The organism is Streptomyces eurocidicus, from assembly GCF_002891295.1.
Classification (GTDB): Bacteria; Actinomycetota; Actinomycetes; order Streptomycetales; family Streptomycetaceae; genus Streptomyces; species Streptomyces eurocidicus.
In genome coordinates this window covers 902,112-924,903 of sequence record NZ_LGUI01000001.1, presented here as the reverse complement: position 1 = coordinate 924,903, position 22,792 = coordinate 902,112, and the positions used below count along the sequence as shown (strand labels likewise).

Sequence of the window (22,792 nt, the reverse complement as noted above, 5' to 3'; positions counted from 1 at the left end):
ACTCCTCCGCATCCATCCGGGACTCCTCCGCGCTCATACCGCACTCACCTCGTCCTCCCGGCATCGCACCCGGACCGCACGGCCCTCCGTCGCCGACACCCGCGCGGCTTCGAGAACCCGCAGCGCCTCCGCCGCCTCCCGCGCGGACACCGGCGGTTCGCCGCCCGTGCGCAGGGCCTCGGCGATCGCCGCGTAGTAGGCCGGGTAGTCGCCGGGCAGCGTCGGCACCGGGTCGCCGCCGCCCGTGAGGGGCGACTCACCGGAGCCCAGCCGGCCCCACGCGCACTCGGGCTCCACGCCCCACGCCGCGCGGTCGTCCGCCGGACGCCGACCCTCGCGGAGCGCCGCCTCCTGCGGGTCCAGGCCGTACTTCACATAGCCCGCCGCGCTGCCGAGCACCCGGAAGCGCGGGCCGAGCTGGGCGGTCGTCGCGCTGACCCACAGGTGGGAGCGGACACCGTTCGCGTGGGTGACGGCGATGAACGTGTCGTCGTCGGCCTCGGCCCCCGGCCTGCGGACGTCCTGCTCCGCGTAGACGGTGACGGCCGGGCCGAACAGGGCGAGTGCCTGGTCCACGACGTGGCTGCCCAGGTCGTAGAGCAGCCCGCCGATCTCGGCCGGGTCGCCGGACTCGCGCCAGCCGCCCTTCGGACGCGGCCGCCAGCGCTCGAACCGGGACTCGAAGCGGTACACCTCGCCGAGCGACCCGTCCTGGACGAGCCGCTGGACGGTACGGAAGTCGTTGTCCCAGCGGCGGTTCTGGAAGGCGCTGAGCAGCAGCCCGCGCTCCTCCGCCAGCTCCGCGAGCTCCTCCGCCTCGGCGGCCGTCGCGGCGAGCGGCTTGTCGACGACGACCGGCAGGCCGGCTTCGAGGGCCGTGCGGGCCAGCGCGACGTGGGTGCGGTTGGGGGAGGCGATGACGATCAGGTCGAGCTCGGCCGAGCGGGCGAACAGCGCGTCCGCGTCGGGGACCGTCCGCACCCCGGGGTGCTCGGTCGTGGCCTGGCGCTGCCGGTCGGGGTTCGCGGTGACGACCGTGTCCAGGACGAGGCCCTCGGTGCCGGCGATCAGCGGGGCGTGGAACACGGAGCCCGCCAGGCCGTAGCCGATGAGGCCGGTCCGGAGGGGCGTACGGGGGGTGTCGGGGGTGCCGTCGGAGTCAGGGGTGCGGGTGCCATCCATGCCAGCCACTTTGGCAACGGTGTTGCGATAGTGCAAGCGGTGGCGACAATGGTGGGGTGAACAGGCCCCCTCTTCCCGCTTCCCGCACCGTTCCCACACGGCCCAGCGCCGGTACTGCCGGTGCCGGTGCCGGTGCCGGTGCCGATGGCGGTGGTGATGGCTGCGGCGGTGGTCGCGCCGGTTCCGCGCCTTCCGCGCCGTCGGCCGGCCACGGCCTTCCCGCGCCGGGCGCCAACCTCACCGCCCTGCGCGACCACAACACCGCCGCCGTCCTCGGCCTGCTGCGCGACGCCGGTACGGAGGGCGCCAGCCGCGCCGAGCTGGCCGCCGGGACGGGCCTGACCCCGCAGGCCGTCAGCAAGATCACCGCACGGCTGCGGGCGGCGGGCCTGGCCACCGAGGCCGGGCGCCGCGCCTCCACGGGCGGCAAGCCGCCGGTGGTCCTGCGCCTGGTCCCGGGCGCCGCCCACGCTGTCGGCCTGCACCTCGACCGGGACTCCCTGACGGCGACCCTCGTCGACCTCACGGGCGCCGCGATCGCCACCCGTACGGCCCCGCTGGCCTTCGGCGCGGGGGCGGAGAGGGTGCTGGGGGCGGTGGAACGAGAGGTACGGGCGCTGCTCGCGGGTGCGGGTGCGGGTGCGGGTGCGGGGACGGGGGTTGGTACGGGTGCGGGCGCCGACGCGGGCGTCCGCGCGGGCGCGGCGCCCGCCTCGGCGGCAGGCCGGGACGCGTCCTCGGACGTGGGCACGGGCAGGGGCGTGACCTCGGATGCGGGTGCGGTTCCGGTCGCGTTCTGGGGCACGGGTCCGGCCGCGTCCTCGGATGCGGGCACGGGTCCGGCCTCGTCTTCGGGCACGGTTTCGGCCTCGTCTTCGGGCACAGGCCCGGCCATGGCCTCGGGCCGGGGCGCGCTCCCGGTCGCGTCCTCGGACACGGGGGCAGGCCCCGCCACGACCTCGGGTCCGGCCCCCGCCCCCGCCTCCCTTCTCGGTCTCGTCCCCACCCTCCTCGGTCTGGGCGTCGCCGTCCCCGGCCCCCTCGACCACCGGGACGGCGTCCTGCGCAAAGTCACCGGCTTCCCGCGGTGGGACGGCTTCCCGCTGCGTGACGCGCTCGCCGAACGGCTCGGCGTGCCCGTCGTCGTCGACAAGGACACCAACGCCGCCGCCCTCGGCCTCGCCCCCCGCGCGGCGGACTCCTTCGCCTATCTGCACCTCGGTACGGGCCTGGGCGCCGGCCTCGTACTCGGCCGGAACCTGCACCGGGGCGCGCGCACGGACGCGGGGGAGTTCGGCCACCAGGTGATCCAGGTCGACGGGCCCCCGTGCCCCTGCGGCGGCCACGGCTGCGCCGAGGCACTGTGCCTGGCCGCCGTCGCCGCGGGCGACACCGCTCGCGCCGCCCGCCTCCTCGGCATCGGCGCCGCCAACCTCGTCCGTCTCCTGGACATCGACCTCGTGCTCCTCGGCGGCCGGACCGTGCTGGCCGATCCCGGCCCGTACGTGGCGGGGGTACGGGCCGTCCTCGCCGGCGCGGCGCCCGTCGACGTCACACCGAGCGGGGAGCGGACCGTCGTCGAGGGTGCGGCCGAGCTGGTGCTGGCGCCCCTCTTCGGACGGGCGGGGGCGCCCGGCGTCACGGCCTTCGCCTCACATGCGTCCGTATGAAACGAAAATAGTCACATCAGGTGGTATGTGACGGCCAGTCGGCGTCAGTGGGCCGCGTCGCGCCGGGACGGGCGGCCCGGCGGTGGAAGGGTCCGGAAGTCCGAAGCCCGAAGTCCGGAGCCCGGGAGTGCCGGAAGTTCGACCCCGGACCCCCGGACCCCGAACCATCCGGAGGTCCGGAGGCCGGAGGCCGGCCCCCGGACCTCGGATCCGACCCCGGCCCCCGAGCCCTGTCCGTAAGCGAGCCCCCACCCGTAAAGGCCCTGTGATGTCCCTGCCCCGCGCGCTCGTCGTCGGCGCCGCCGCGCTCGCGGTCTTCACGACGGCGGCACCCGCTTCCCCCGTGCACCCCGACGACCGCCCCCCGGACGCCGCCGCGGCCCCCGGCCGCCCCCGGGACCGTGCCCCCGTGGAACCCGGCTGCGCGACGCCCGGCAGCTCCGCGTTCCCGATCACCGCCCGGCTGAGCGGCGGGCCGGAGGCGTACGAGCGCGGCGGCGCCCCGCACACCTGGCAGCTGGAGCTCCGCAACACCACCGCCGTCGACTGCCGGGGCGTGCACCCCGTCGCCGTGCTCGCCGACCGCGGCCGCATGCTCCAGCCCAGCGACGTCCGCCTGGACTTCTACGACGACGGCGCGGCCCGCTGGCGGCCCGTGACGCTGGAACGCACCGACGAGGCCGAGAACGTAGGCGTCTTCGAAGGCCGTTCACCCGACTTCACGGGGTTCGCCGTACCCGCCCACCGCGCGCTCCCCGTACGGGTCCGCCTCGGCTTCACCGGCCGCGCGCCCGAGGGCCCGGTCACGCTCAACATCACCGCCGTGCAGCGGCGGGCGGGCGACGGCGACTGGGTGGGGGAGTCCGACGACTACACCTTCGGTGTGGAACGGTCGCCGGACCGGGAATCCGCGTCCGCCGGGGGCCGGGCCAAGGAGCCGGAGGAGACGCTCGCCGACACGGGGTCCCAGCGGCCGCTGTTCGCGATCGGGGCGGCGGCCTTCGCGTTGATCCTCGCGGGGGGTTCTTTGCTCTTCGGCCGTCGGCGCTGAGGCCCTCCGGGCGGGGGCGTGTGGGTGCGGGTTGCCGCTGCGCGGGGCTTTTCCCCAGCCCCGCCCCTTCCCGACCCGGGGCTCCGCCCCGGACCCCGGTCCTCAAACGCCGGACGGGCTGATTTTCAGCCCGTCCGGCGTTTGAGGACACCGCGCGGAGCGCGGAAAAGGGGGCCCGGGGGCGAAGCCCCCGGTTACGGGAAGGGGCGGGTAGGGGACAAAGCCCCGCGCAGCGGCAACCCCGCCCCACCCACCCGCCACCCGCCGTCACCCCACCCCACCAGCCCCTGACTAGGCTGGGCGCACCAGGGCGACACCCGAACCGGCGTCCGCCCCGGTGTCCCCCAGCCCCAGCGAGGGCGCAGACGGCAGGAGTCCCCGTGGCAGAGCGCAAGCCGATCGAATCCTGGCTCACCGACATGGACGGTGTGCTGATGCACGAGGGCATCCCGGTGCCGGGCGCCGACGCCTTCATCAAGCGGCTCCGGGACTCCGGCAAGCCCTTCCTCGTGCTCACCAACAACTCGATCTACACCCCCCGCGACCTGCACGCCCGCCTGGCGCGCATCGGGCTCGACGTCCCCGTCGAGAACATCTGGACGTCCGCCCTGGCCACCGCCAAGTTCCTGGACGACCAGCGGCCCGGCGGCACCGCGTACGTCATCGGCGAGGCCGGGCTCACCACCGCGCTGCACGACATCGGCTACGTCCTCACCGACCACGACCCCGACTACGTGGTCCTCGGCGAGACCCGGACCTACTCCTTCGAGGCGCTCACCAAGGCCATCCGGCTGATCAACGCCGGTGCCCGGTTCATCGCCACCAACCCCGACGAGACCGGCCCCTCGGCCGAGGGCGCCCTGCCCGCCACCGGCTCCGTGGCCGCCCTCATCACCAAGGCGACCGGCCGCGATCCCTACTTCGTCGGCAAGCCGAACCCGCTGATGATGCGGGCCGGGCTCAACGCCATCGGCGCCCACTCCGAGACCAGCGCCATGATCGGCGACCGGATGGACACCGACGTGCTGGCCGGCCTGGAGGCCGGGATGGAGACCTTCCTCGTCCTCACCGGGCTGACCCGGGCCGAGGAGGTCGACCTGCACCCGTTCCGCCCCTCCCGCGTCGTCGACTCCATCGCGGACCTCGTCGACCTCATCTGACGCCCGACCGGCGCGTCGGGGGCGGTTCCTTCACCGGATGGAGCAATGCCGCCACGGAGCGGATGCGCCCGCCGGGCCGCCCGGGTGAACCTTCTGATGTACCAGGAGGTTCACCGTGGCCCTTTCCCGCTCCCGAACGGTCCCGCCCCCGGCGGCCCCCGGCCGCCCGTACCGCCCCCACCCGGCGCTCTCCGCCCGCGTGGCCCTCTGCGGGGCCCTGACGGCGGTCGCCGTGTGCGCGGCTCCCGCGTACGCCCACCCTCCCGGTCACCCCTCCGACCGCTCCCCGGGCCGGACGGGCGCCGACCACGAACCCGTCACCATGTCCGGGACGATCGAGATGACCCCGGTCACCAGCCACCCCGGCGCCCAGGTCCAGCTGCGCCTCGCGGGCTGCGGCGGCGACCGGGCCACCGCCACCTCCGAGGCGTTCGTGTCTGACGCCCGGCTGCGCGGGGACTCCGCGGGCCTGTTCGCCCGGGCGACCGTCCGCTCCACCGTCGCGCCCGGCACCTACGCCGTCCGGATCGACTGCGTCGGCCACGACGCCGCCGCCGAGGGCCGACTGACCATCGTCGACGCGAACGAACCCCTGCCCGACCCGCCCGGCGCCCGCACTGTGAGCACCGGGGCCGGGGCCGGGGCCGTCGCCGGAGCCGCGTCCGGAGCGCCCTCCGGCGACCGCGCGGGCCGCGCCCAGCACCCCGACGGGCCCGCCCACCCCGCCCGGGCGAGCAGGGCGACAGCGCCGACCGGCGCACCTCCCACGACTCGCCCGTCGGCGCCGTGACCGCCGGCGGTGGCGGCACCTCCCTCGCCTCCGACGAGCCCGGCACCCCGGGCCTCGTCCTCGCCGGCACCACCGCGCTGATCGCCGCCGGACTGATCTGGCACCGCCGCCGCAACGACGCGGCGGCCCGCCGGCGCACGGAGGACGACCAGTGACGCGGGCGGCCGCGGCGGGCCGTGGAGCCGGCAGCGGCGGCCGGTGAGGGAAAGGCGACCGAGTTCATGTCCGAAGCACGTACGTCCGGACCAGGCACGTCCGGACCAGGCACGTCCGGACCAGGCACGTCCGGATCAGGCGCGTTCCGACCGGATACGTCCGGACCAGGTGCATCCCGACCAGATACGTCCCGACCAGGCGCGTCCGGATCACGCAAGCCCCCACCGCGTACGTCCCCACCAGGCACGTCCGGAGCGCGTACGTCCGGGCCCCGCACGTCACCACCGCGTACGTCCCCACCGAGCGCGTCCGGAGCACGTACGTCCGGACCGTCCGCCTCCAAACCATCCGCCTCCAAACCGCCCGCCTCCACCCCCCGCACCGGCGGCCGCAGCCGGGCCGTGACCGGTGTCGCCTGGGCCGCCCTCCTGCTCGCCCTGTGGCTGTGGGGCCGTCAGGCCACCGACGGGCACGGCATCGCCACCCCCACGGCCGGTGACGTCGCCGCCGTCGGCCGCCCCGCCGACCACCCGCTGCCCCCGGCCCACGCCCCGCTGCCCGGCGCCCGCCCGTGGAGCCTCGCCATCGAGGCCGTCGGCGTCCGGGCCCCGTCGAGGCCGTCGGCGACCAGGCCCCCGCCGGGGACCGCCGCGCGCTCCCCGCCCGCGCCGCCGGGCCCCGCCGCCCCAGGGCCGCGCCGGCACCGTCGACTGGTACCGCGGCGGCCCCCAGCCCGGCGCCCCCGGCGCGGCCGTCCTCGTCGCGCACCTCGGCACCGGCCGCACCGGCACCGGCCCGGCACCGGCCGACCGCCACGACCTCACCGCCCTCGAACCCGGCGACAAGATCACCGTCACCCGTACGGACGGCACCACCGCCGAGTTCACCGTCGAGGACGTGTCCGTCTACACCGAGGACCGCTTCGACGCCCACAAGGTCTACGGGCCCCGCGAACGCGACCGCGCCGAACTGCGCCTCGTCGCCCGCGACGCGGACCGCGACCGCGCCCGTGACCCGCACGGCGCGAACGTCGTCGTGTCCGCCTACCTGACCGGAGCCGGGCACTCCTGACGGCTCGCGCACCGGCCCGCCGCGCGGCCCATCAGCTGCTCCATCAGGGCGACTTGACGCCCGGTCGTCGGCGTACCGCGCACCGTGACCCCGCGGTCTGTGCAAGCATTGAAGGGACCGGTCATGTCCCGTGGGGCGTGGGCAGAACCCCTACTGGAAGTACACCCGAGGGGGAGTGGATGTACGGCAGCTACACCGGCCGCACACGCGGGGCCCGCGCGGCCCTGGCCGTGGCAGGAGCCGCGGCGGGGGGCCTCCTGGTCCTCGCCGGCTGTTCGTCCTCCTCGTCGTCCGCGGCTCCGCCGAAACCACCCCAGGCACCCGCCCAGCAGCCCAAGGCGCGTGCACCCTTCTGGGTGAATCCGGAGTCCACCGCGGCCAAGCGGGCCGGCGAGCTCCGCAAGGGCGGCAAGAGCGGGCAGGCCGAGCTCCTCCGCAAGATCGCCGCCCAGCCGGTCGCGGAGTGGATCGGCCCCGACGACCCCGAAGGCCAGACCCGCGGTTACACCGAGGCGGCCGCCAAGGCCGACCGGGTCGCCGTGCTGGTCTTCTACAACATCCCGCACCGCGACTGCGGCCAGTACTCCCAGGGCGGCGCCTCCGACGGCAACGCCTACCGGCAGTGGCTGGACCAGGCGGCCCGGGGCATCGGCAACCGCGGCGCGACGATCGTCCTGGAGCCCGACGCCCTGCCGCACATCGAGGACGGCTGCACCCCCCAGCAGTTCCACGAGGAGCGCTTCGCCCTCCTGAAGGAGTCCGTCGACAAGCTCAAGCAGCTGCCGCGCACCAAGGTCTATCTGGACGCGGGCAACCCCAGCTGGGTGACGCCCGCCGACCGGATGGCCGACCCCCTGCGCCGCGCCGGCATCGACCGCGCCGACGGCTTCGCGCTCAACGTCTCCAACTTCCAGACCACCCGGGCCAACAAGGACTACGGCCGCAGACTCTCCAGCCTGCTGGGCGGCAAGCACTTCGTCATCGACACCAGCCGCAACGGCAACGGCCCCCTCAACGGCGCCGACCACGAGAAGACCTGGTGCAACCCCTCCGGCCGCGCCCTCGGCGAGCCCCCGACGACCCGCACGGGCGACCGGCTGGTGGACGCGTATCTCTGGGTGAAGCGCCCGGGGGAGTCCGACGGCACGTGCAAGGGCGGCCCCGGCGCGGGGCAGTGGTGGGAGTCGTACGCGCTGGACCTGGCCCGTAACGCACGCTGACGGGCACCGGGAAAGCCGCAGGAAGAGCGAGAACCGGGGGCCGGGGGAAGAACCCCCGGCCGCCCCCGCGGCTACTCCTCCTCCGACCCTTTGCCGTCCGTCTTCGCGGCGGCCGCCCCGTCGGCCTTCGGCACCTTCACCCACACCGCCTCCGACGGCACCCCCCGGTCGTCGACGACCGTCAGCATGTACCAGCCCGGGGGCACGAGCGAGGGGTCCTTCGGCAGCGTCACCGACACCCCGTCCTTCTCACGGGTGAAGTCCAGCGCGATGGAACGCTGTTCGATGTTGGTGACATGGGTGAACGACCCCGGCCGGATCAGCCGCACCTTCGTCAGCGGCCGCTTCTGCGCCGTGCGGAGCCGCGCCTTCCCGCCCAGCTCCACCGTCCGCGGCGTGATGTCCTCGATCACGGGGCGCTTGCCGCCCTGGTGGAGATAGGGCGGGGTGTAGAGGTCGATCTGCTGCTCGAACGTGGCGGGCTTGCTGTTGGCCCTGTCCCCGAAGAGGGAGTCGGAGCCGAAGGTCATCACCCGGCCGTCGGGCAGCAGCAGCGCACCGGAGTGGTAGTTGCGCCCGACCAGCGGATCGGCGACCGCGCGCCCGGAGTTCTTCGCCGGGTCGTAGATCTCCGCCTGGAGGATGTTGGAGTCGCTGCGCCCGCGGTAGTCGCCCGAGCCGTTGGTGGTGAGCACGGTGTCGTCGGGGAGGATGACGCTGCTGGGGTAGCGGGCCTTGGCGTAGAGGTCGGGGCCGTCGTGGAAGCGCGGCCGGTCGGCGCGCAGGTCGACGATGCGGGTCTTCGCCGTGGCCTTCTTGTCCTCGCCGACCCCGCCGCCACCGAGCACCATGTACCGCTGGTCCTGGGCGGGCGGCAGCAGGACCGACATCGAGGTCTCCAGGACGTCCGGGTCGCTCATCCCCGGCACCTCGGTGAAGTCGTTGCTCGTCAGGTCCCAGACGCCCGGCACACGGCCCTTGTCGGCCGGGCCGTAGCCCGCGTTGGAGCCGGTGTAGAAGATCCGGCCCTTGTCGGTGAGGAAGAGGGCCGGGTAGGTGGGGAAGAACCGCTCCTTGGGGAGGTAGGTCCACTTCTTGGTCTTCGGGTCGTAGACCTCGTTCTTGCCCGGGACGACCTGGCCGATCTCGTCCAAGCCGGAGACGGACAGCACCCGCCCGTCCTGGAGGGTGGTCAGCGTGGGGTACCAGCGGGCCTCGTTCATCGGGTCGACCGTGAGATAGCGCTCGGCGACCGGGTCGAACTCGTAGGATTCCTTGATGCCCTGGAAGTCCTTCTTGTCGAAGGAGAGTTTGTTGGCGATGCCGTAGACGTTCCGGGCGTCGGTGCCCTTGAGGCCGCGGACGCTGTAGTTGTCCGTGAGCCCGGTCTCGTAGTCATGGCCCTTGCCCAGGGCCTCCACATAGACGCGCGCGGTGCTGACCGTGACGGTGACCTTGCGGGTCTCCTCGTCCTGCGTCTTCTTGGCGCGGGGGATGAGCACGGGGTCCTTGGACTCGAACGTCTTGCCGTTCTTCTTGCCGGTGAACCGGGTGCCCGAGGGCAGGGTCATCGGCTTGTCGGGGTCCTCGTTGTGAACGACCATCAGGCCGCCCGCCTTGGTGACGTCGCCGCCCAGCTTCTCGTAGCGCTGGGTGCCGCCGGCGACCAGCAGCTTGCCGTCGGGCAGCTGGCTGTGGCCCGCGCAGAAGAGGTCCTTGGGCGTGGGGACGTTCTTGAAGCTGTTCTTCACCGGGTCCCAGAGGACCGTGCGGAAGGACTTGGCCTTGAAATTGGCGGCGTTGTTCCCGGAGCCCGCGATCAGCAGGATCTTGCCGGTGTGCAGCAGGGCCGCGTGGATCGTGTTGATCCGGTATTCCTCGGGGACGTCGACCACGGTCCAGTGGCCGTTCTTCTCCTTGTACTCCGGCTGGTTGATCTTGTAGTCGTGATACTGGTCGGAGGCGTAGCCCCAGATCGCCGGCCCGTTCATCCCCGCCAGGACGAGCACCACCGCCGACCCGACGGCCATGCGGCGGGTGCGGCGGCTGACACGGTAGTGCCGGTAGTTCATCGGCGGGCCTCCACGGCTTGCTCGGGGCGGCGCAGCGTCCACCACCACGCGAGGATCGGCGCCAGGGTGATCACGAGCGCCAGCGACGCCCAGGTGCGCATCGCGACGTGCGTGTGGCCGAGCCAGAAGGACGCCACCAGCGAGCCGCCGAACACCAGCAGGAAGAACAGATGGATGCGGAAGGTGCCGAAGAGGGTGTCGGGGCTGGCCGAGTCGCCCTTCGGGGTGACCACGAACGTGCTCTTGCGCCGCAGCACCGCGTCCAGCAGCGAGCGGGCGTAGATCGGCGCGGACAGTGCGGACATCACCATGCCGGCCAGCCCGCCCGAGCCCTCCGGCTCATGCGGCGAGACATTGTGCCGGCGGTTCCAGATGTAGAGACCGATCTGCAGGGCCGCGGCATCGCTGTAGAGCATCATCCAGATCTCGGAATTGATCTGGATTCCGGAGGCGCCGAGCCCGAGGAAAAGCGCACAGCTCAGGGCGCCCAGCATCCAGTTGAGTGCGGTCATCGGATAATAGATGACCATCAGGCTGTAGTTGAGGAATTTCCCCGGGGAGAGGGTGAAGGGGCCTTTCCAGAACTGCTTGATGATGGTTTCGTAGGTGCCGCGTGACCAGCGCAGCTGCTGGGTGAAGAAGTCGGTCCAGGCATTGGGGCCCTCGCCGACCGCGAGGACGTCCGGGGTGTAGACCGAGCGCCATTTGTGACCGGTGCCGGGGTTGCGGTGCCGGTGCAGCTCGAAGCCGGTGGCCATGTCCTCCGTGATGGAGTCGTAGAGGCCGCCGATGCCCTTCAGGGCGCGGATGCGGACGGCGTTGTTGGTGCCGACGAACATGGGTGCGCCATAGCGGTTTCCGGCACGTTGGATCAGGGCGTGGAAAAGGAACTGCTGGCTTTCTGCGGCCTTGGTCACGGCCGCATCGTAGTTCCCGTACACCTGTGGTCCAACGACAAACGCGATATCGGGGTCACGGAAGTAGCCGAGCATCCGTTCAAGGAAGTTGGGCAGCGGTACGTGGTCGGTGTCGACGGAGGCGAAGAAGTCGTAGTCGTCGCCGTGGGCGTCGAGCCAGGCGTTGTAGTTGCCGTGTTTGGTGCGGGCCCGGTGCGGGCCCTTCGGCTGGTTCCACTTCTCGACGCCCTTGCGGGAGAAGTGGTGGACGCCGAGCCGCCGGCAGACCTCCTTGACCTCGGGGTCGTCGCCCTCGTCGAGCAGCCAGACGTGCAGCGGGCCGCGATGGCGCAGCCGGACGGCCGCCTCCAGGGTGCGGGTGACCATCTCGATCGGCTCCTTGCCGGGCACGAACGAGGTGAGGAAGGCGACCTTGGTGCCGGTCTCCGGGACGACCGGGACGGGGTCGCGCGCGACGAGCGTCGCATGGGCGTTCGAGGTGACGTTCAGCGTGCGGAAGAGCTCGATCAGCCCGATCGACACCAGCATCACGGCGTCCAGGGTCCGCGTCAGCGTGGTGGCGTGATCGCGGTGGGTCCAGTGGGCGGGCTGCATCAGCCACACCAGCAGCCCCAGCGAGACGACGGGGGCGGCCCCGAGCAGCAGCGCGCCCAGGACGCGGTGCGTCTCGTCCGCCAGCAGGCTGCGGTAGCGCACCCGGTAGGGGCGGTCGGGGTCCGGCTCGGTCAGCGGGCCGGCCAGCCGGCTGTAGTGCTCGTAGTCGAACCGGGGGCGCCCTCCGTCGGGAGGCTGCGACCGCCGGGGCGGCCGCGCCGGCCGGGCGGCGCCGGGCCCGGCCGGGGCCGGGCTGCAGCGGCACGCTCCCGGGCAGGCCCGGCGGGCGTGGCGGCGCGGGCGCCGTGGGTTTCCGGTCGGACTGCCGCCGGGCACCGGCAGGCGTGGACGTCATGAGTCATTCCCCCCGCACACATACTGACCGCGCGTGTCAGTCGGTCCATGAGTCCTGGCGGCCCCCCTCGGCCGTACGGACCCAAGGGCACCGGCCCCCCCGGCGCCTGCCCAACTCATTGCTCACAGAATGACGTTGGGCTATCGCTCCCGGTTCAGGATCTCCGACCGCGGTTCATGATCGCAAGGGTGAAACAAGGTGTTTACCGGGCAAAGTGGTGCGCTGCTCGGAGAGGCGTGCGAATGGGGACGAAGTATTCGCACGTGCCGGGAGAACGAGGAAGACCCCCTCACCAGTGGTGAGAGGGTCTTCCTCTGTCTGTGCGCCGCCAGGGACTCGAACCCCGGACCCGCTGATTAAGAGTCAGCTGCTCTAACCAACTGAGCTAGCGGCGCCTGCTGACAGAGAAAACTCTACCTGATCCTGGCGGGTGCTCCTGACCATCCACTCGGCTGAATCGTGTAAAAAAGTGCATTTCATGACATGAAGCTGGTACGCGCGGTTGAGAAGCTGTGCCCCGACCCCGAGGGAAGGCAGCTGCGCCGTGCGGACTACGGCAGTCACCGAGGGTGGACCCGGCGGCCGCCGCCGGTGTGCCGTCCGTGGCCTGGTCATGGCCGCGGTGGGCGCCTTGGTGCTGGCCGGGGTCGGGCCGGTGGGGGCCGTACGGGCGGAGGCCGCGCAGGTGGTCGTGGTCACCGGGGCGCGCCCCCGCGATCCCGGGCCCGTCCCGGAGCCGGGGCCGGCGGCCCCGGGGCAGCGGCCCGGGAAAGGGGACGGTGAGGGGGCGGGCGGCACGGCGGGCACCGTGCCGGGCGGCACGGCCGCGGCCGCCGTCGCCGGGGCGGGACCGTGACCGCGGGAGCGGCCGAACCGGCCGGTGCGCCGGCCGTGCCCGCCGGTGCCGCGACGGGGACGCCGGCCGACGGCACGGGGCCGGGCGCAGCTACGGGCACGGGTGGCGGTACGGGTACGGGCGCGGGCACCGGTACGGGCACGGGTGGCGGCACCGGTACGGGCACGGGCGCGGGTGGCGGCGCGGCCGGGGGTGTGACCTCGGTCGCCCTGGAGCAGTCCGGCAGCTTCATCGGCCCGGACCAGAACGCCGTGCCGGCCACCCCGGTCATCCCGGGCGTGGCACCCGAGACGCCCGGCCGGGACCCGGACGTGGTCCTGGAGGACCCGGCCCTGAAGGACCCGTCGCTGAAGCTCCCGCCGGTCGCGGGGCGGGGGCCGGAGGAGGCCCGGCCGCAGGGCGGGCTGACCCCGGAGCCGCAGGGCCCCGGGACGCCCGCGCGGCCGACGGCCACGCGCGGCCACGACCTGGAGGCCGCGATCGCCTTCGCGCTCGCCCACATCGGCGACCCGTACGTCCTCGGCGGCGTCGGCCCGCGCCGCTGGGACTGCTCCGGGCTGATCCAGCAGGCGTACCGCAAGGCCGGCGTCCGGCTGCCGCGGATCGCGGCGGACCAGTACCGCGCCACGACCCGGGTCACGCGGAGCGCGCTGCGCCGCGGGGACCTGGTGTTCTGGACGAACAACGGCAGGATCTCCGGCATCCACCACGCCGCGATCTATCTGGGCGGGGGGCGCTACATCGAGGCGCCGCGCCCCGGCCGGAAGGTCCGCATCTCGACGTTCTCGTACTACAACCCGAACCTGTACGGCCGGGTCCGCTGAGCGCTCGCGCACCCGAACGCCGCCCCCGCCCCGTGGGCGCCCTTGCGGACAGCAGGACAATGGAGGGCGGTGCAGACGATCCTGGAGGTATGTACATGTGCGAGCCGAAGCCGGCTCCCGGCGCGCGCGACAGTGGTCCGCGCCGTCTGAAGCCCGCGCAACTGCTCTTCGAGCCGCCCGAGGCCCTCGGCGATCCCGAGCACTTCTTCGACCTGGAGTCCATCGAGGACCCGCGCGAGCTGCTGGCCCGCTCCACCGAGCTGGCGCTGGCGTTCCGCGCGGCGGCCGACAGGGCGACCGAGTTCCAGGCGGTGGCCGCCGCCCAGCTCGCCGACCCCCGGCGCTTCGACCGGCTGCCGGCCGCCGTGATCGCGGAGCGCGCCGAGTGGAGCGAGGACTACGCGAAGAAGATGGTCGAATTCGGCCGTGACCTGCTGCGGAGCAGCCGCACGGTGGAGTGAGGCCGGAGCGGGACCGGACGGGTACCGCGGCCCGGGGAGGAGGCCGGGGAGCTGACGTGGCCGAGAGGGCCGACGGCGCGCAGGGGGCCGGGCGGCCGGGGAGTCGGAGAGCCGGGACCCGAGCAGGACCCGAGAAGCGCCCGGGAGCAGCCCCCCGGGGAGCCCGGGGCCGCGTCCCGAAGTTTCCGACCATGGGCCGTTGGCATATGCGCGGCGGAAGATAGCGCACCACCCGTGCCCCTGTCCCGAATTCCCGCAACTGTCGCGAGCGGACGGGGTTCCGCCCCGGAACATGGGAGTCATGAGCTCCTGGCCGCACGATTCGCGCCCCTCCCTCCCCTCTCCCTCCCTCCCCTCCTCGTCCCGTCCCACCATCCCTGCCGTCCCCGTCGCCCCGGTCGCTCCCTTCCCTACCGCGCGCCCCTTCCCCACCGCTCATCCCTTCGCCCCCGACCTCCCCACCAGGCCCGTCCCGCCCCGGCTGCCCGGTATCCCCGCCCAGCGCCGGTCCGGGCCGCCCGGCCCCCGTACGCAGCCGCCCACCGCCTCGTACGTCACCCTCGCCGGCGCCGACTGGCTCGCGTCGGCCAGCCGCTTCCCGCGCAGCGTGCACGCCCTGTGGGCCGACAACCCCGCCGCCCCGGTGGTGCTGCCCTGCGGCGGCGTCTTCGACGTCGTCGGCGTCCCGGCGCTCTTCGGCCGCCGGGTGCTCGACCGCTTATGGGCCGGCGGCCCCGGCTCCGGCCCCGTCGCCGCCCAGCGCGGCCGGCTGCTGCTCTTCGCCGCCCCCGGCACCGCCCAGCGGCTGCCCGCGCTGCTCGGCTGGGAGGAATGGGCCCGCGCGATGCCCCCGCTGCTGTGCCACGGCACGGGCGACGCGGTGACCGTCCCCCCGCTCTACCCGCCGGACGAGGAGGAGCCGGCGCCGCCCGCCTCCCGCTGGCTGGTCGCCCCCGAGGTGCGCCACCCCTGGCTGCCCGACGCCGAGGTGCTGCTGTGGGCCTGCGTCCGGGTCGCCCGTACGGCCGCGGCGGCCGCCGCCCGGCCCGTGCCGCCCGCCCCGGACGACCGTTCGCCGGACTGCCCGCCGGACCGGTCGCAGGACCTCTCGCAGGACCTTCCGCCGGACCGGATCGCGGCCCGGCCGGTGCCCGAGCCGCTCGCGTCCACCCCTGTGACCAGCACGAGCACGCTTTCGCCCCGCTGAAACGTATGGATTTTCGTTCCCCCGGACCGGGGTGCTAAAGTCTTCCACGTCAGCAAGCGCCGCTAGCTCAGTTGGTTAGAGCAGCTGACTCTTAATCAGCGGGTCCGGGGTTCGAGTCCCTGGCGGCGCACAGACAGACCGAGGGCCCCTCACCACTGGTGAGGGGCCCTCGGTCTTCGCCATGCCCGCCTGAGCCGGCTCGGCGAAGCCGGGTGCGGTTCGGCGGCGCCCCGAAGGGGCGCGGGGAACCGCGCGGCCGGCCACGACGCACCCGCGGATGACTCGCCGGAGTCCCAGCGGAGCGCTTAGCGGCGCCGGGTCACCCCGACCGTCCAGGACCCGCCCGCCGTCCGGCCCCGTACCGTCACCCTGACCTTGTCCTCCTCCGAGGTCAGGGACTCCCCGACGCCCAGCGGGGCGTCCGCCAGGGCCGGGTAGACCGACTCGCCCCAGCACGCCTGGTGGCCGGGGTGGCCGTCCAGCACCTGGACCGGCCCGCCGCCGGAGGGCGTGTCGCTCAGCACCCGGTAGACCAGCACCCCCTCGGTGCAGGTGGCGGTGTCGTTGCCGTACGCGGCGCGGGCCTCGATGGCCACGGCGGTCTCCGGCCCCGTACGGACCACGATCATGCGGGTGCGGGCGTCGCCGCCCGGCAGCATCGGCGTCTCCAGCGGCTGGAGGGTGTGCAGGCTGCTGCCCGGGCCGCGGACGCAGGCGACCTGGGCGGAGCTGAGCCAGCCCAGCTTCCACTTGTGCCAGCCGAAGGGGTCCGAGGCCAGCCCGAACTGGCTGCCCATGAGGTCCCAGTCCCCGACGTGGGTGTCCCAGTCGCCCTTCCCGTCCGTGGGCCGGTGGTAGAGGTCGGGCAGGTCCATGACGTGCCCGGTCTCGTGCGCGAGGACGTTGCGGTCGGGCGGGTGCCGCTCGAAGACGGTCACGACGCGGCGCAGCGCCGTGTTGTCGGCCACCAGGGGGCGGTCGAGGTTGACGACCTTGGTCGCGTCGGAGTCCACGCCCGGGGCGTCCGGGTCGGCGACCAGATAGACGAGGTCGTAGCGGCTGAAGTCCACCTCGGGGTCGGCCGCGGTGATGGCGTCCTGGAGGTAGCGCGAGCGCTGCTCGCTGTCCCAGTCGCGCTGTATGCGGTACGAGGTGGCCGGGCGGGGCATCCGGACCCAGTGCTTCTGGGGGTGGGCGTGGAGGGCGAAGCGCCCGTAGGAGGCCCGCTCGAAGAAGCGGGTGGTGCCGGGGAAGTGGTCGGCCGCGAGCTGCTCGGGCTCGACGCGCGGGCGGGCGTCCGGGAACGACAGGAAGATCATGACGGCGTCGAGCCGGCCGGCCGGGCGCGGGTAGGCCGGGTTCCAGCTGTCGAGCCCCTCGGAGTGGTGGGCCTGGCTGCGCGGCAGGGCACAGGGCCCGCCCGGACCGGCGGCCCGGGCGGGGACCGCGACGACGGTCGTGGCGATCGCGCAGAGAGAGGTCACCACGGCGCCGAAGCGGCGCAGCCGTGGCCGGTCCACTCCCATGGGTGTCTGCGGACGCACCACGTCGACCTCCCGGGACGGATTCGGGACACCTCATCCACCCTCAGTGGTTCTGTGGTGATATGCCCTGTTCCGTTACCCCGGTCGAGTGACTAAGCCGACTTCTGGGTACATCACACTCAGTCACTGATGGTCAATCGACATGGCGCCGCACAACAGGCTCAGCCAGGGGCGCGCATGGTCGTGCAGAAATGGACAAACCGGAGAAGGCGGCCCGGGTGCTGCGGGCCGGGCCGCTGGAACGGTCCGCAGCAGCGCCCTATGATCGCCACATTTCCAGCACGGATTCCCCGGGCAGGCGGCCGTACGCCCCCGTCCGGCCACGCGTACGAGATCCACGAGACCCTTACGAAGCCAGTGCGGAACAAATGCCATGCGGGAGCGAGCGGTGAGCGGAACCCTCGACGGCCAGGGCGGCATGCCCGGCTCGACGCCTACTGTGGTCACGCAACGTAACGAATCAAGTGATTTCCGTGCCGCCTTCAACGCCGCGCAGCTCGCCATGGCCGTGGTGGGCCGCGACGGCCTGGTGCGCAGCGCCAACCACGCACTCGGCGAGCTGCTGGGCACCGACCCGGCCCGGCTCGCGGGCGACCCGGCCGCCGACTTCACCGGGCTGCGCGAGGACCCGCGCACCTGGAGCGCGTACCGCGAGGTGCTGCTCGGCCGCCGGGAGCGGCTGCACTGCACCCGCCGGCTGAAGCGGCACGGCGGCCACCAGGGCGTCTGGGCGGAGGTGATCGTCACTCCGCTGCCGGACAGCTGTGACGCCCTCCTGTCGGTCGCCGACATCAGCGACCGGCGCGATCTGCGGGCCCGGCTGCGGCACCTGCGGATGCACGACCCCGTGACCCGGCTGCCCAACCGCAGCCTCTTCTTCGAGCGGCTGACCACGGCGCTGACCACGGCGGCCGACGGCCGGGGCAGCGGGCGGATCGGCCTCTGTTATCTGGACCTCGACGGCTTCAAGGCCATCAACGACACCCTCGGCCACCGGGCCGGCGACCGGCTGCTGGGCGCGGTGGCCAGACGGCTCTCGGAGTGCGCGGCGCCCGGCGGCCACCTGGTCGCCCGGCTGGGCGGGGACGAGTTCGCGCTGCTGGTCGAGAACTCCACCGGCACCCAGCAGCTCGTCGACCTCGCCGGCTGTGTGCAGGCCACGCTCCAGCGGCCGTTCGACGTGGGGGGCCACCGGCTGGCGGTGTCGGCGAGCATCGGCGTCGTGGAGCGCCCGGCGGCCGGCACCCACGCCACCGAGCTGATGCAGGCCGCCGACACCACGCTGTACTGGGCGAAGGCGGACGGCAAGGCCCGCTGGACCCTCTTCGACCCGGAGCGCAACGCCCACCGGATGACCCGTCAGGCCCTCTCCAGCACCCTGCGCCCGGCCGTCGAGCGGAACGAGTTCGTCCTCCAGTACCAGCCCCTGGTAGGGCTCGGCGACGGTGTCGTACGGGGGGTGGAGGCGCTGGTGCGCTGGCGCCACCCGCAGTTCGGGATGCTCGCGCCGAACCGGTTCATCGGGCTGGCCGAGGAGACGGGCGCGATCGTCCCGCTCGGCCGCTGGGTGCTGGCCACGGCCTGCCGCCAGGCACGCCACTGGCAGCTGTCCCACCCCACCGAGCCGATCGTGGTCAGCGTCAATGTGGCCGTGCGGCAGGTGTGGGACTCCGACCTGGTCGCGGACGTGGCGGCGATCCTCACCGACACCGGCCTGCCGCCGCGCCTGCTCCAGCTGGAGCTCACCGAGTCGGCCGTGATGGGCTCGGCGGGCCGCCCGCTCCAGCAGCTCCAGCAGCTCAGCGACATGGGCGTGGCCATCGCCATCGACGACTTCGGCACCGGCTACTCCAACCTCGCCTACCTCAGCCGGCTGCCGGTCTCCACCCTGAAGCTCGACGGCTCCTTCGTCCGGGGCTTCCACTCCGAGGAGCCGCCGAACCCGGCGGACGAGACGATCGTCGAGGCGCTCGTCCAGCTCGCGCACCGGCTCGGCATCAAGGTCACGGCCGAGTGCGTGGAGAGCGCGGAGCAGGCGGAGCGGCTCGGCCGGATCGGCTGCGACACGGGCCAGGGCTGGTTCTACTCCCGCCCGGTGCCCCCCGACACGATCTCCGCCCTGCTCGGCGCGCCGGGCGTACGGCCCTGAGGGGCGCACCGGGGCCCGCCGGCGGAGGCGGGGCCCCCGGCGGGAGCGGGTCTGCCGGCAGGGGAGCGGAGGATCCCGGACGGACGCGGTCCTGCCCCGGGACCGGGCCGGCCCGCCGGTTTCCGCGGGGGAGGATCCGTCGCCCCGCCCTCCCCGGGGGAAGGGCGGGGCGACGGCGCCCGCCGGCCCCACCCCCGTAGGAACCGGCGGAGCACCGGGCGGCCGGTGTCAGGCGCCCGGCAGGCCGTAGGCGTCGGCGATGAGCCCGTAGCTGCGCAGCCGCGCCCCGGGGTCGTGCGCGTTCGACGTGATCATCAGCTCGTCGGCGCCCGTCCGCTTCACCAGCGCGTCCAGCCCGTCCCGCACCTCGTCGGGCGTGCCGTGGACGACGTTGCCCAGCCAGTCGTCGACGAAGTCCCGCTCGGCCGGGCCGTACTCGTACGCCTCGGCCTCCTCGGGCGTCGGGACCAGGCCGGGCCTGCCGCGGCGCAGCCGCAGCATCGCGAGGGCGCCGGTGAGGACCTGGCGGCGGGCCTCCTTCGCGTCGTCGGCCGCGAACGCCTGGACGCCGATCTTGGCGTACGGGCGGTCCAGGACCTCGGAGGGCCGGAAGGAGTCGCGGTAGAGCTGGAGCGCGGGGACGGTGTTGGCCGCGGAGAAGTGGTGCGCGAAGGAGAAGGGCAGACCGAGCGCGCCGGCGAGCCGGGCGCTGAAACCGGAGGAGCCCAGCAGCCAGACGGACGGGCGGTCGGCCCGCTGGACGCCGCCGGGGACGCGGCCCTGGACGGGGCCGGGCACCGCGTGGATGCGGGCGTAGGGGTGGCCGTCGGGGAAGTCGTCGTCCAGGAACCGGGTGAGCTCGGCGAGCTGCTGCGGGAATTCGTCGGCCCCCTCGTGGAGCCGGTCGCTCCGGCGCAGGGCGGCGGCGGTGGCGCCGTCCGTGCCCGGCGCGCGGCCCAGCCCGAGGTCGACGCGCCGGGGCGCGAGCGCCTCCAGGGTGCCGAACTGCTCGGCGATGACCAGCGGCGCGTGGTTGGGCAGCATCACCCCGCCCGAGCCGAGGCGGATCCGCTCGGTGTGCGCGGCGAGGTGGGCCAGGACCACGGCCGGGGACGAGCTGGCGATGCCGGGCATGGAGTGGTGCTCGGCGACCCAGAAGCGGTGGTACCCCCTGCGCTCGGCGAGCCGCGCGAGCTCCACGGTGGTGCCGAGCGCCTGCCGGGCGGTCCGGCCGCTGCCGACGGTCGCCAGATCCAGTACGGAGAGCGGCACCGGGGCGCTGCCCAGGGCCGTGCCTCGTATGGTGTCGTCCTGTGCCTCGGCCACGGTGGGTCCGCCTTCCTCGTCGTTCACATCGTTCACGTCGTTCGGTCGTTCGTCCGGCCGTCTGGTCCGTCCGGTTGCCCGGTCCGGTCCGGTCGCCCGGGGGCGCCGGGCGTTCTTCGCGGTTGTGCGGAGCGGCCCGGGGGGCGCTCGGGAGCGTCCGGGGGCGCGCGGCACCCGGTCGCCGGGCTCCGGTCCCTCGATCACCCGAAGGTAACCGGAGAGGGTCTCCGGTTATTCCCCATCCGCCGCTCAAGCCGCACCTTCCGCTTTTCGGCCACCCGGCGGCGCCCCGGCCCCTATGACATCGACATATGCCAAGGTGGTGCGGTGCAGGACAACGGCGGGGCGGTCGGCGCAGTTCTCTTCAACACCCTCTCCTTAACGACACTTTCGCCGTTATCGTGGTGAGCGGGACACTCGCTGGAAAGCCCGCAAGGGGGAAACCGTGGCGCTCAAGCCCGACCCGACCGCGCCGTTCCATTCGGTGCAGTACGCGCTGCGCGTACTGGAGGCGGTCGTCAAGCACACCGGCGGTGTGACCGAAGCCCAGATCGCGCGCGAGACCGGCCTGCCCGCCGCCCACCTCGCCCATCTGCTGCTGATGCTCCGCCGCGAGGACTATGTGGAGCGGGTGAGCGACGGCGCCTATGTGATCGGTGACGCCCTGGTCCTGCTCGGCTCCGGCGGCGACCGCCAGAAGGCGCTCCAGCGCAAGCTCCAGCAGTCGCTGACCGCGCTGCGCGACTCCCTCGGCGCCGCCGTCTACCTCAGCCGTTACATCGACGGCGAGGTCCGGATCACGCAGTACGCCGACAGCCCGCACACCCCGAAGGTCAACGAGTGGGTCGACTTCCGCTCGGCCGCCCACGCCAGCGCGATCGGCAAGTGCCTGCTCACCCAGCTCGACCACGACGACCGCCGAGACCACCTCGCGCGCCACAAGACCGCCCGGCTCACCTCCCGGGCGATCACCAACGAGCAGATCCTCTTCCGCAAGCTCGACGCCCAGCCGGCCACCGTCCCCGTGCTCGACCTCCAGGAGTACGCGGTGGGCACGGTCTGCGCCGCCGTCCCGGTCACGGCCGGACTCGCGGTGGGCTGCGTCGCGCTCTCCCTGCCGCTCGCGCACGCCCACCGGCTGCGCCACGCGGCCGCCACGCTGAACCGGCGGGCCGCTCCCCTGGTGCTGTCGATGGCGCTCTGATCATGGCCCGGGGTCGGGTGGTCACGGGCACCCCTCCGGACCGGGTATATTTATCTCTGTCAGCAGGCGCCGCTAGCTCAGTTGGTTAGAGCAGCTGACTCTTAATCAGCGGGTCCGGGGTTCGAGTCCCTGGCGGCGCACAGACAGACGAAGGCCCCTCACCCTTGGTGAGGGGCCTTCGTCGTGTCCGGAAGCGGTGTCTACGGAGCCGGGCCGGGATTCAGGTCCGGGCTTTCCGGCTCCGGGTCCATGGGTTCCGGGCTTCGGGCCGGGCTTCCTGGCCCCGGGCCGGGCTCCCGGGCTCCAGGTCCGGGGGTTCCGGGCTCCGGGCGGCTCGGCGCTCCGTGCGATGACAAAAGTCATCGGGGGCCGGTGATAGGCGGATCTGCCCGCGCGTCCGCCCCGCCGACAGAATTCTTGCCATGGACACCGCGACGCTCGCCCCCGCCCCGATCGCCACCACGCAGGCTCCGGCCGCCGCCCCCATCGATGCCCGCATCAACGCCCGCACCGATGCCGGGACCGCCGCCCAGGTCGCCGACCAGGCGGGCACCGAGGCCGGCGCCGCCGCCCCCGACCTCGGGGAGATCAAGCCGCTCCCCGTGTGGTTCTTCGCCTTCGAGGGCCTGATGTCCGCCGCGTTCGACCTCTACAAGGCGTACCCGCAGTCGATGGTCCTGCTCGTCGCCGCCGCCGTCGTCAACATCGTCGTCTCGCTGACGGTGCTCCGCTCCCGGGTCCGCCTGGCCAAGCGGCTGTGGCGCGGGAAGAAGACCCGCAAGCTGGCCCTCGGCCTGGTCGCGCTCCGCATCGTCTGCCACTCGGCGCTGGCCGTGGCGGGTCTGGCGGTGGTCTCTACGGCGGCCCACCTCGCCTTCGCGGTCATGATGGGCGTCACGACCGTCACCCTCCTCTGGTTCGTCCAGCGCACCGCGCTGCGGGCGGTCGCGGCCGACGCGGCCTGAGGCGGCGCCTTGCGGGCG

The 22,792-nt window shown here is 73.6% G+C and carries 18 protein-coding genes, 3 tRNA genes and 1 pseudogene; 16 read left to right on the top strand and 6 right to left on the bottom strand.

Annotation, left to right across the window (positions count from 1 at the left end):
• Positions 1–33: 33 nt before the first annotated feature.
• A complete protein-coding gene (locus tag AF335_RS04155; RefSeq protein WP_102916821.1) occupies positions 34–1,182 on the bottom strand; it encodes a Gfo/Idh/MocA family oxidoreductase in 1,149 nt (382 codons plus the stop codon).
• A 596-nt stretch (positions 1,183–1,778) separates the two neighbouring features.
• Between AF335_RS04155 and AF335_RS34380 the strand changes: the two genes are divergently transcribed.
• From AF335_RS34380 to AF335_RS04115, 7 genes are all read left to right on the top strand, one after another.
• Positions 1,779–2,852 carry an ROK family protein gene (locus AF335_RS34380; protein WP_411158112.1) on the top strand — a complete coding sequence of 358 codons (1,074 nt, stop codon included), beginning with the start codon at positions 1,779–1,781 and terminating at the stop codon, positions 2,850–2,852.
• A gap of 268 nt (positions 2,853–3,120) precedes the next feature.
• The gene (locus AF335_RS04140; RefSeq protein WP_102916820.1) at positions 3,121–3,903 is read left to right on the top strand and encodes a hypothetical protein; all 783 of its coding nucleotides are present in this window, start codon (positions 3,121–3,123) and stop codon (positions 3,901–3,903) included.
• A 380-nt stretch (positions 3,904–4,283) separates the two neighbouring features.
• Positions 4,284–5,063, top strand: coding sequence for an HAD-IIA family hydrolase (locus AF335_RS04135; RefSeq protein ID WP_102916819.1), 780 nt, complete (start codon positions 4,284–4,286; stop codon positions 5,061–5,063).
• A gap of 115 nt (positions 5,064–5,178) precedes the next feature.
• Positions 5,179–5,853 (top strand): hypothetical protein, encoded by a 675-nt coding sequence (locus tag AF335_RS04130; RefSeq protein ID WP_102916818.1) that lies wholly within the window; start codon positions 5,179–5,181, stop codon positions 5,851–5,853.
• Positions 5,850–6,008 carry an LPXTG cell wall anchor domain-containing protein gene (locus AF335_RS33910; protein WP_146045421.1) on the top strand — a complete coding sequence of 53 codons (159 nt, stop codon included), beginning with the start codon at positions 5,850–5,852 and terminating at the stop codon, positions 6,006–6,008. Before AF335_RS04130 ends, AF335_RS33910 begins: the two co-directional genes overlap by 4 nt.
• Positions 6,009–6,504: 496 nt before the next feature.
• Positions 6,505–7,080, top strand: a complete 576-nt coding sequence (locus AF335_RS04120; RefSeq protein WP_342353942.1) for a sortase domain-containing protein — start codon at positions 6,505–6,507, stop codon at positions 7,078–7,080.
• 179 nt (positions 7,081–7,259) lie between these two features.
• A complete protein-coding gene (locus AF335_RS04115) occupies positions 7,260–8,300 on the top strand; it encodes a glycoside hydrolase family 6 protein (RefSeq protein WP_102916816.1) in 1,041 nt (346 codons plus the stop codon).
• Positions 8,301–8,371: 71 nt separating this feature from the next.
• On the opposite strand, the gene glxA is transcribed toward AF335_RS04115, so the two are convergent.
• From glxA to AF335_RS04100, 3 genes are all read right to left on the bottom strand, one after another.
• Positions 8,372–10,372, bottom strand: coding sequence for a radical copper oxidase GlxA (gene glxA, locus AF335_RS04110; protein WP_102916815.1), 2,001 nt, complete (start codon positions 10,370–10,372; stop codon positions 8,372–8,374).
• Positions 10,369–12,219 carry a glycosyltransferase family 2 protein gene (locus tag AF335_RS04105; RefSeq protein ID WP_102916814.1) on the bottom strand — a complete coding sequence of 617 codons (1,851 nt, stop codon included), beginning with the start codon at positions 12,217–12,219 and terminating at the stop codon, positions 10,369–10,371. Before AF335_RS04105 ends, glxA begins: the two co-directional genes overlap by 4 nt.
• Positions 12,220–12,559: 340 nt before the next feature.
• Positions 12,560–12,633: transfer RNA gene (locus AF335_RS04100), tRNA-Lys, on the bottom strand.
• A 149-nt stretch (positions 12,634–12,782) separates the two neighbouring features.
• On the opposite strand from AF335_RS04100, the gene AF335_RS34375 reads away from it, so the two are divergent.
• The 5 genes and pseudogenes from AF335_RS34375 (at position 12,783) to AF335_RS04075 (ending at position 15,716) form a co-directional block, all read left to right on the top strand.
• Entirely contained in the window at positions 12,783–13,094 is a 312-nt protein-coding gene (locus tag AF335_RS34375; RefSeq protein WP_170127568.1) for a hypothetical protein, read from the top strand.
• The gene (locus tag AF335_RS36115; RefSeq protein WP_146045420.1) at positions 13,091–13,918 is read left to right on the top strand and encodes a C40 family peptidase; all 828 of its coding nucleotides are present in this window, start codon (positions 13,091–13,093) and stop codon (positions 13,916–13,918) included. The genes AF335_RS34375 and AF335_RS36115 overlap by 4 nt, the downstream gene beginning before the upstream one ends.
• A 95-nt stretch (positions 13,919–14,013) precedes the next feature.
• Positions 14,014–14,379 (top strand): hypothetical protein, encoded by a 366-nt coding sequence (locus AF335_RS04085; protein ID WP_102917044.1) that lies wholly within the window; start codon positions 14,014–14,016, stop codon positions 14,377–14,379.
• 490 nt (positions 14,380–14,869) lie between these two features.
• Positions 14,870–15,424 (top strand): annotated as a pseudogene (locus tag AF335_RS04080) (bifunctional DNA primase/polymerase); the annotation flags it as partial.
• Between the two features lie 218 nt (positions 15,425–15,642).
• Positions 15,643–15,716 (top strand) — tRNA-Lys (locus AF335_RS04075).
• Between the two features lie 175 nt (positions 15,717–15,891).
• Here AF335_RS04075 and AF335_RS04070 read toward each other — a convergent pair.
• Positions 15,892–17,112, bottom strand: coding sequence for a M6 family metalloprotease domain-containing protein (locus tag AF335_RS04070; protein WP_102916812.1), 1,221 nt, complete (start codon positions 17,110–17,112; stop codon positions 15,892–15,894).
• Positions 17,113–17,548: 436 nt separating this feature from the next.
• On the opposite strand from AF335_RS04070, the gene AF335_RS04065 reads away from it, so the two are divergent.
• Positions 17,549–19,279, top strand: a complete 1,731-nt coding sequence (locus tag AF335_RS04065) for a putative bifunctional diguanylate cyclase/phosphodiesterase (RefSeq protein WP_102917043.1) — start codon at positions 17,549–17,551, stop codon at positions 19,277–19,279.
• A gap of 228 nt (positions 19,280–19,507) precedes the next feature.
• Here the strand turns inward: AF335_RS04065 and AF335_RS04060 are convergent, their stop codons facing one another.
• Entirely contained in the window at positions 19,508–20,632 is a 1,125-nt protein-coding gene (locus tag AF335_RS04060) for an LLM class flavin-dependent oxidoreductase (protein WP_376697788.1), read from the bottom strand.
• A 418-nt stretch (positions 20,633–21,050) separates the two neighbouring features.
• On the opposite strand from AF335_RS04060, the gene AF335_RS04055 reads away from it, so the two are divergent.
• The 3 genes from AF335_RS04055 to AF335_RS04045 all read left to right on the top strand — a co-directional run bounded on the left by AF335_RS04055 (position 21,051) and on the right by AF335_RS04045 (position 22,774).
• The gene (locus AF335_RS04055; protein WP_102916811.1) at positions 21,051–21,809 is read left to right on the top strand and encodes an IclR family transcriptional regulator domain-containing protein; all 759 of its coding nucleotides are present in this window, start codon (positions 21,051–21,053) and stop codon (positions 21,807–21,809) included.
• 66 nt (positions 21,810–21,875) lie between these two features.
• Positions 21,876–21,949 (top strand) — tRNA-Lys (locus tag AF335_RS04050).
• 282 nt (positions 21,950–22,231) lie between these two features.
• Positions 22,232–22,774 carry a hypothetical protein gene (locus AF335_RS04045; RefSeq protein ID WP_221504913.1) on the top strand — a complete coding sequence of 181 codons (543 nt, stop codon included), beginning with the start codon at positions 22,232–22,234 and terminating at the stop codon, positions 22,772–22,774.
• Positions 22,775–22,792: the final 18 nt, after the last annotated feature.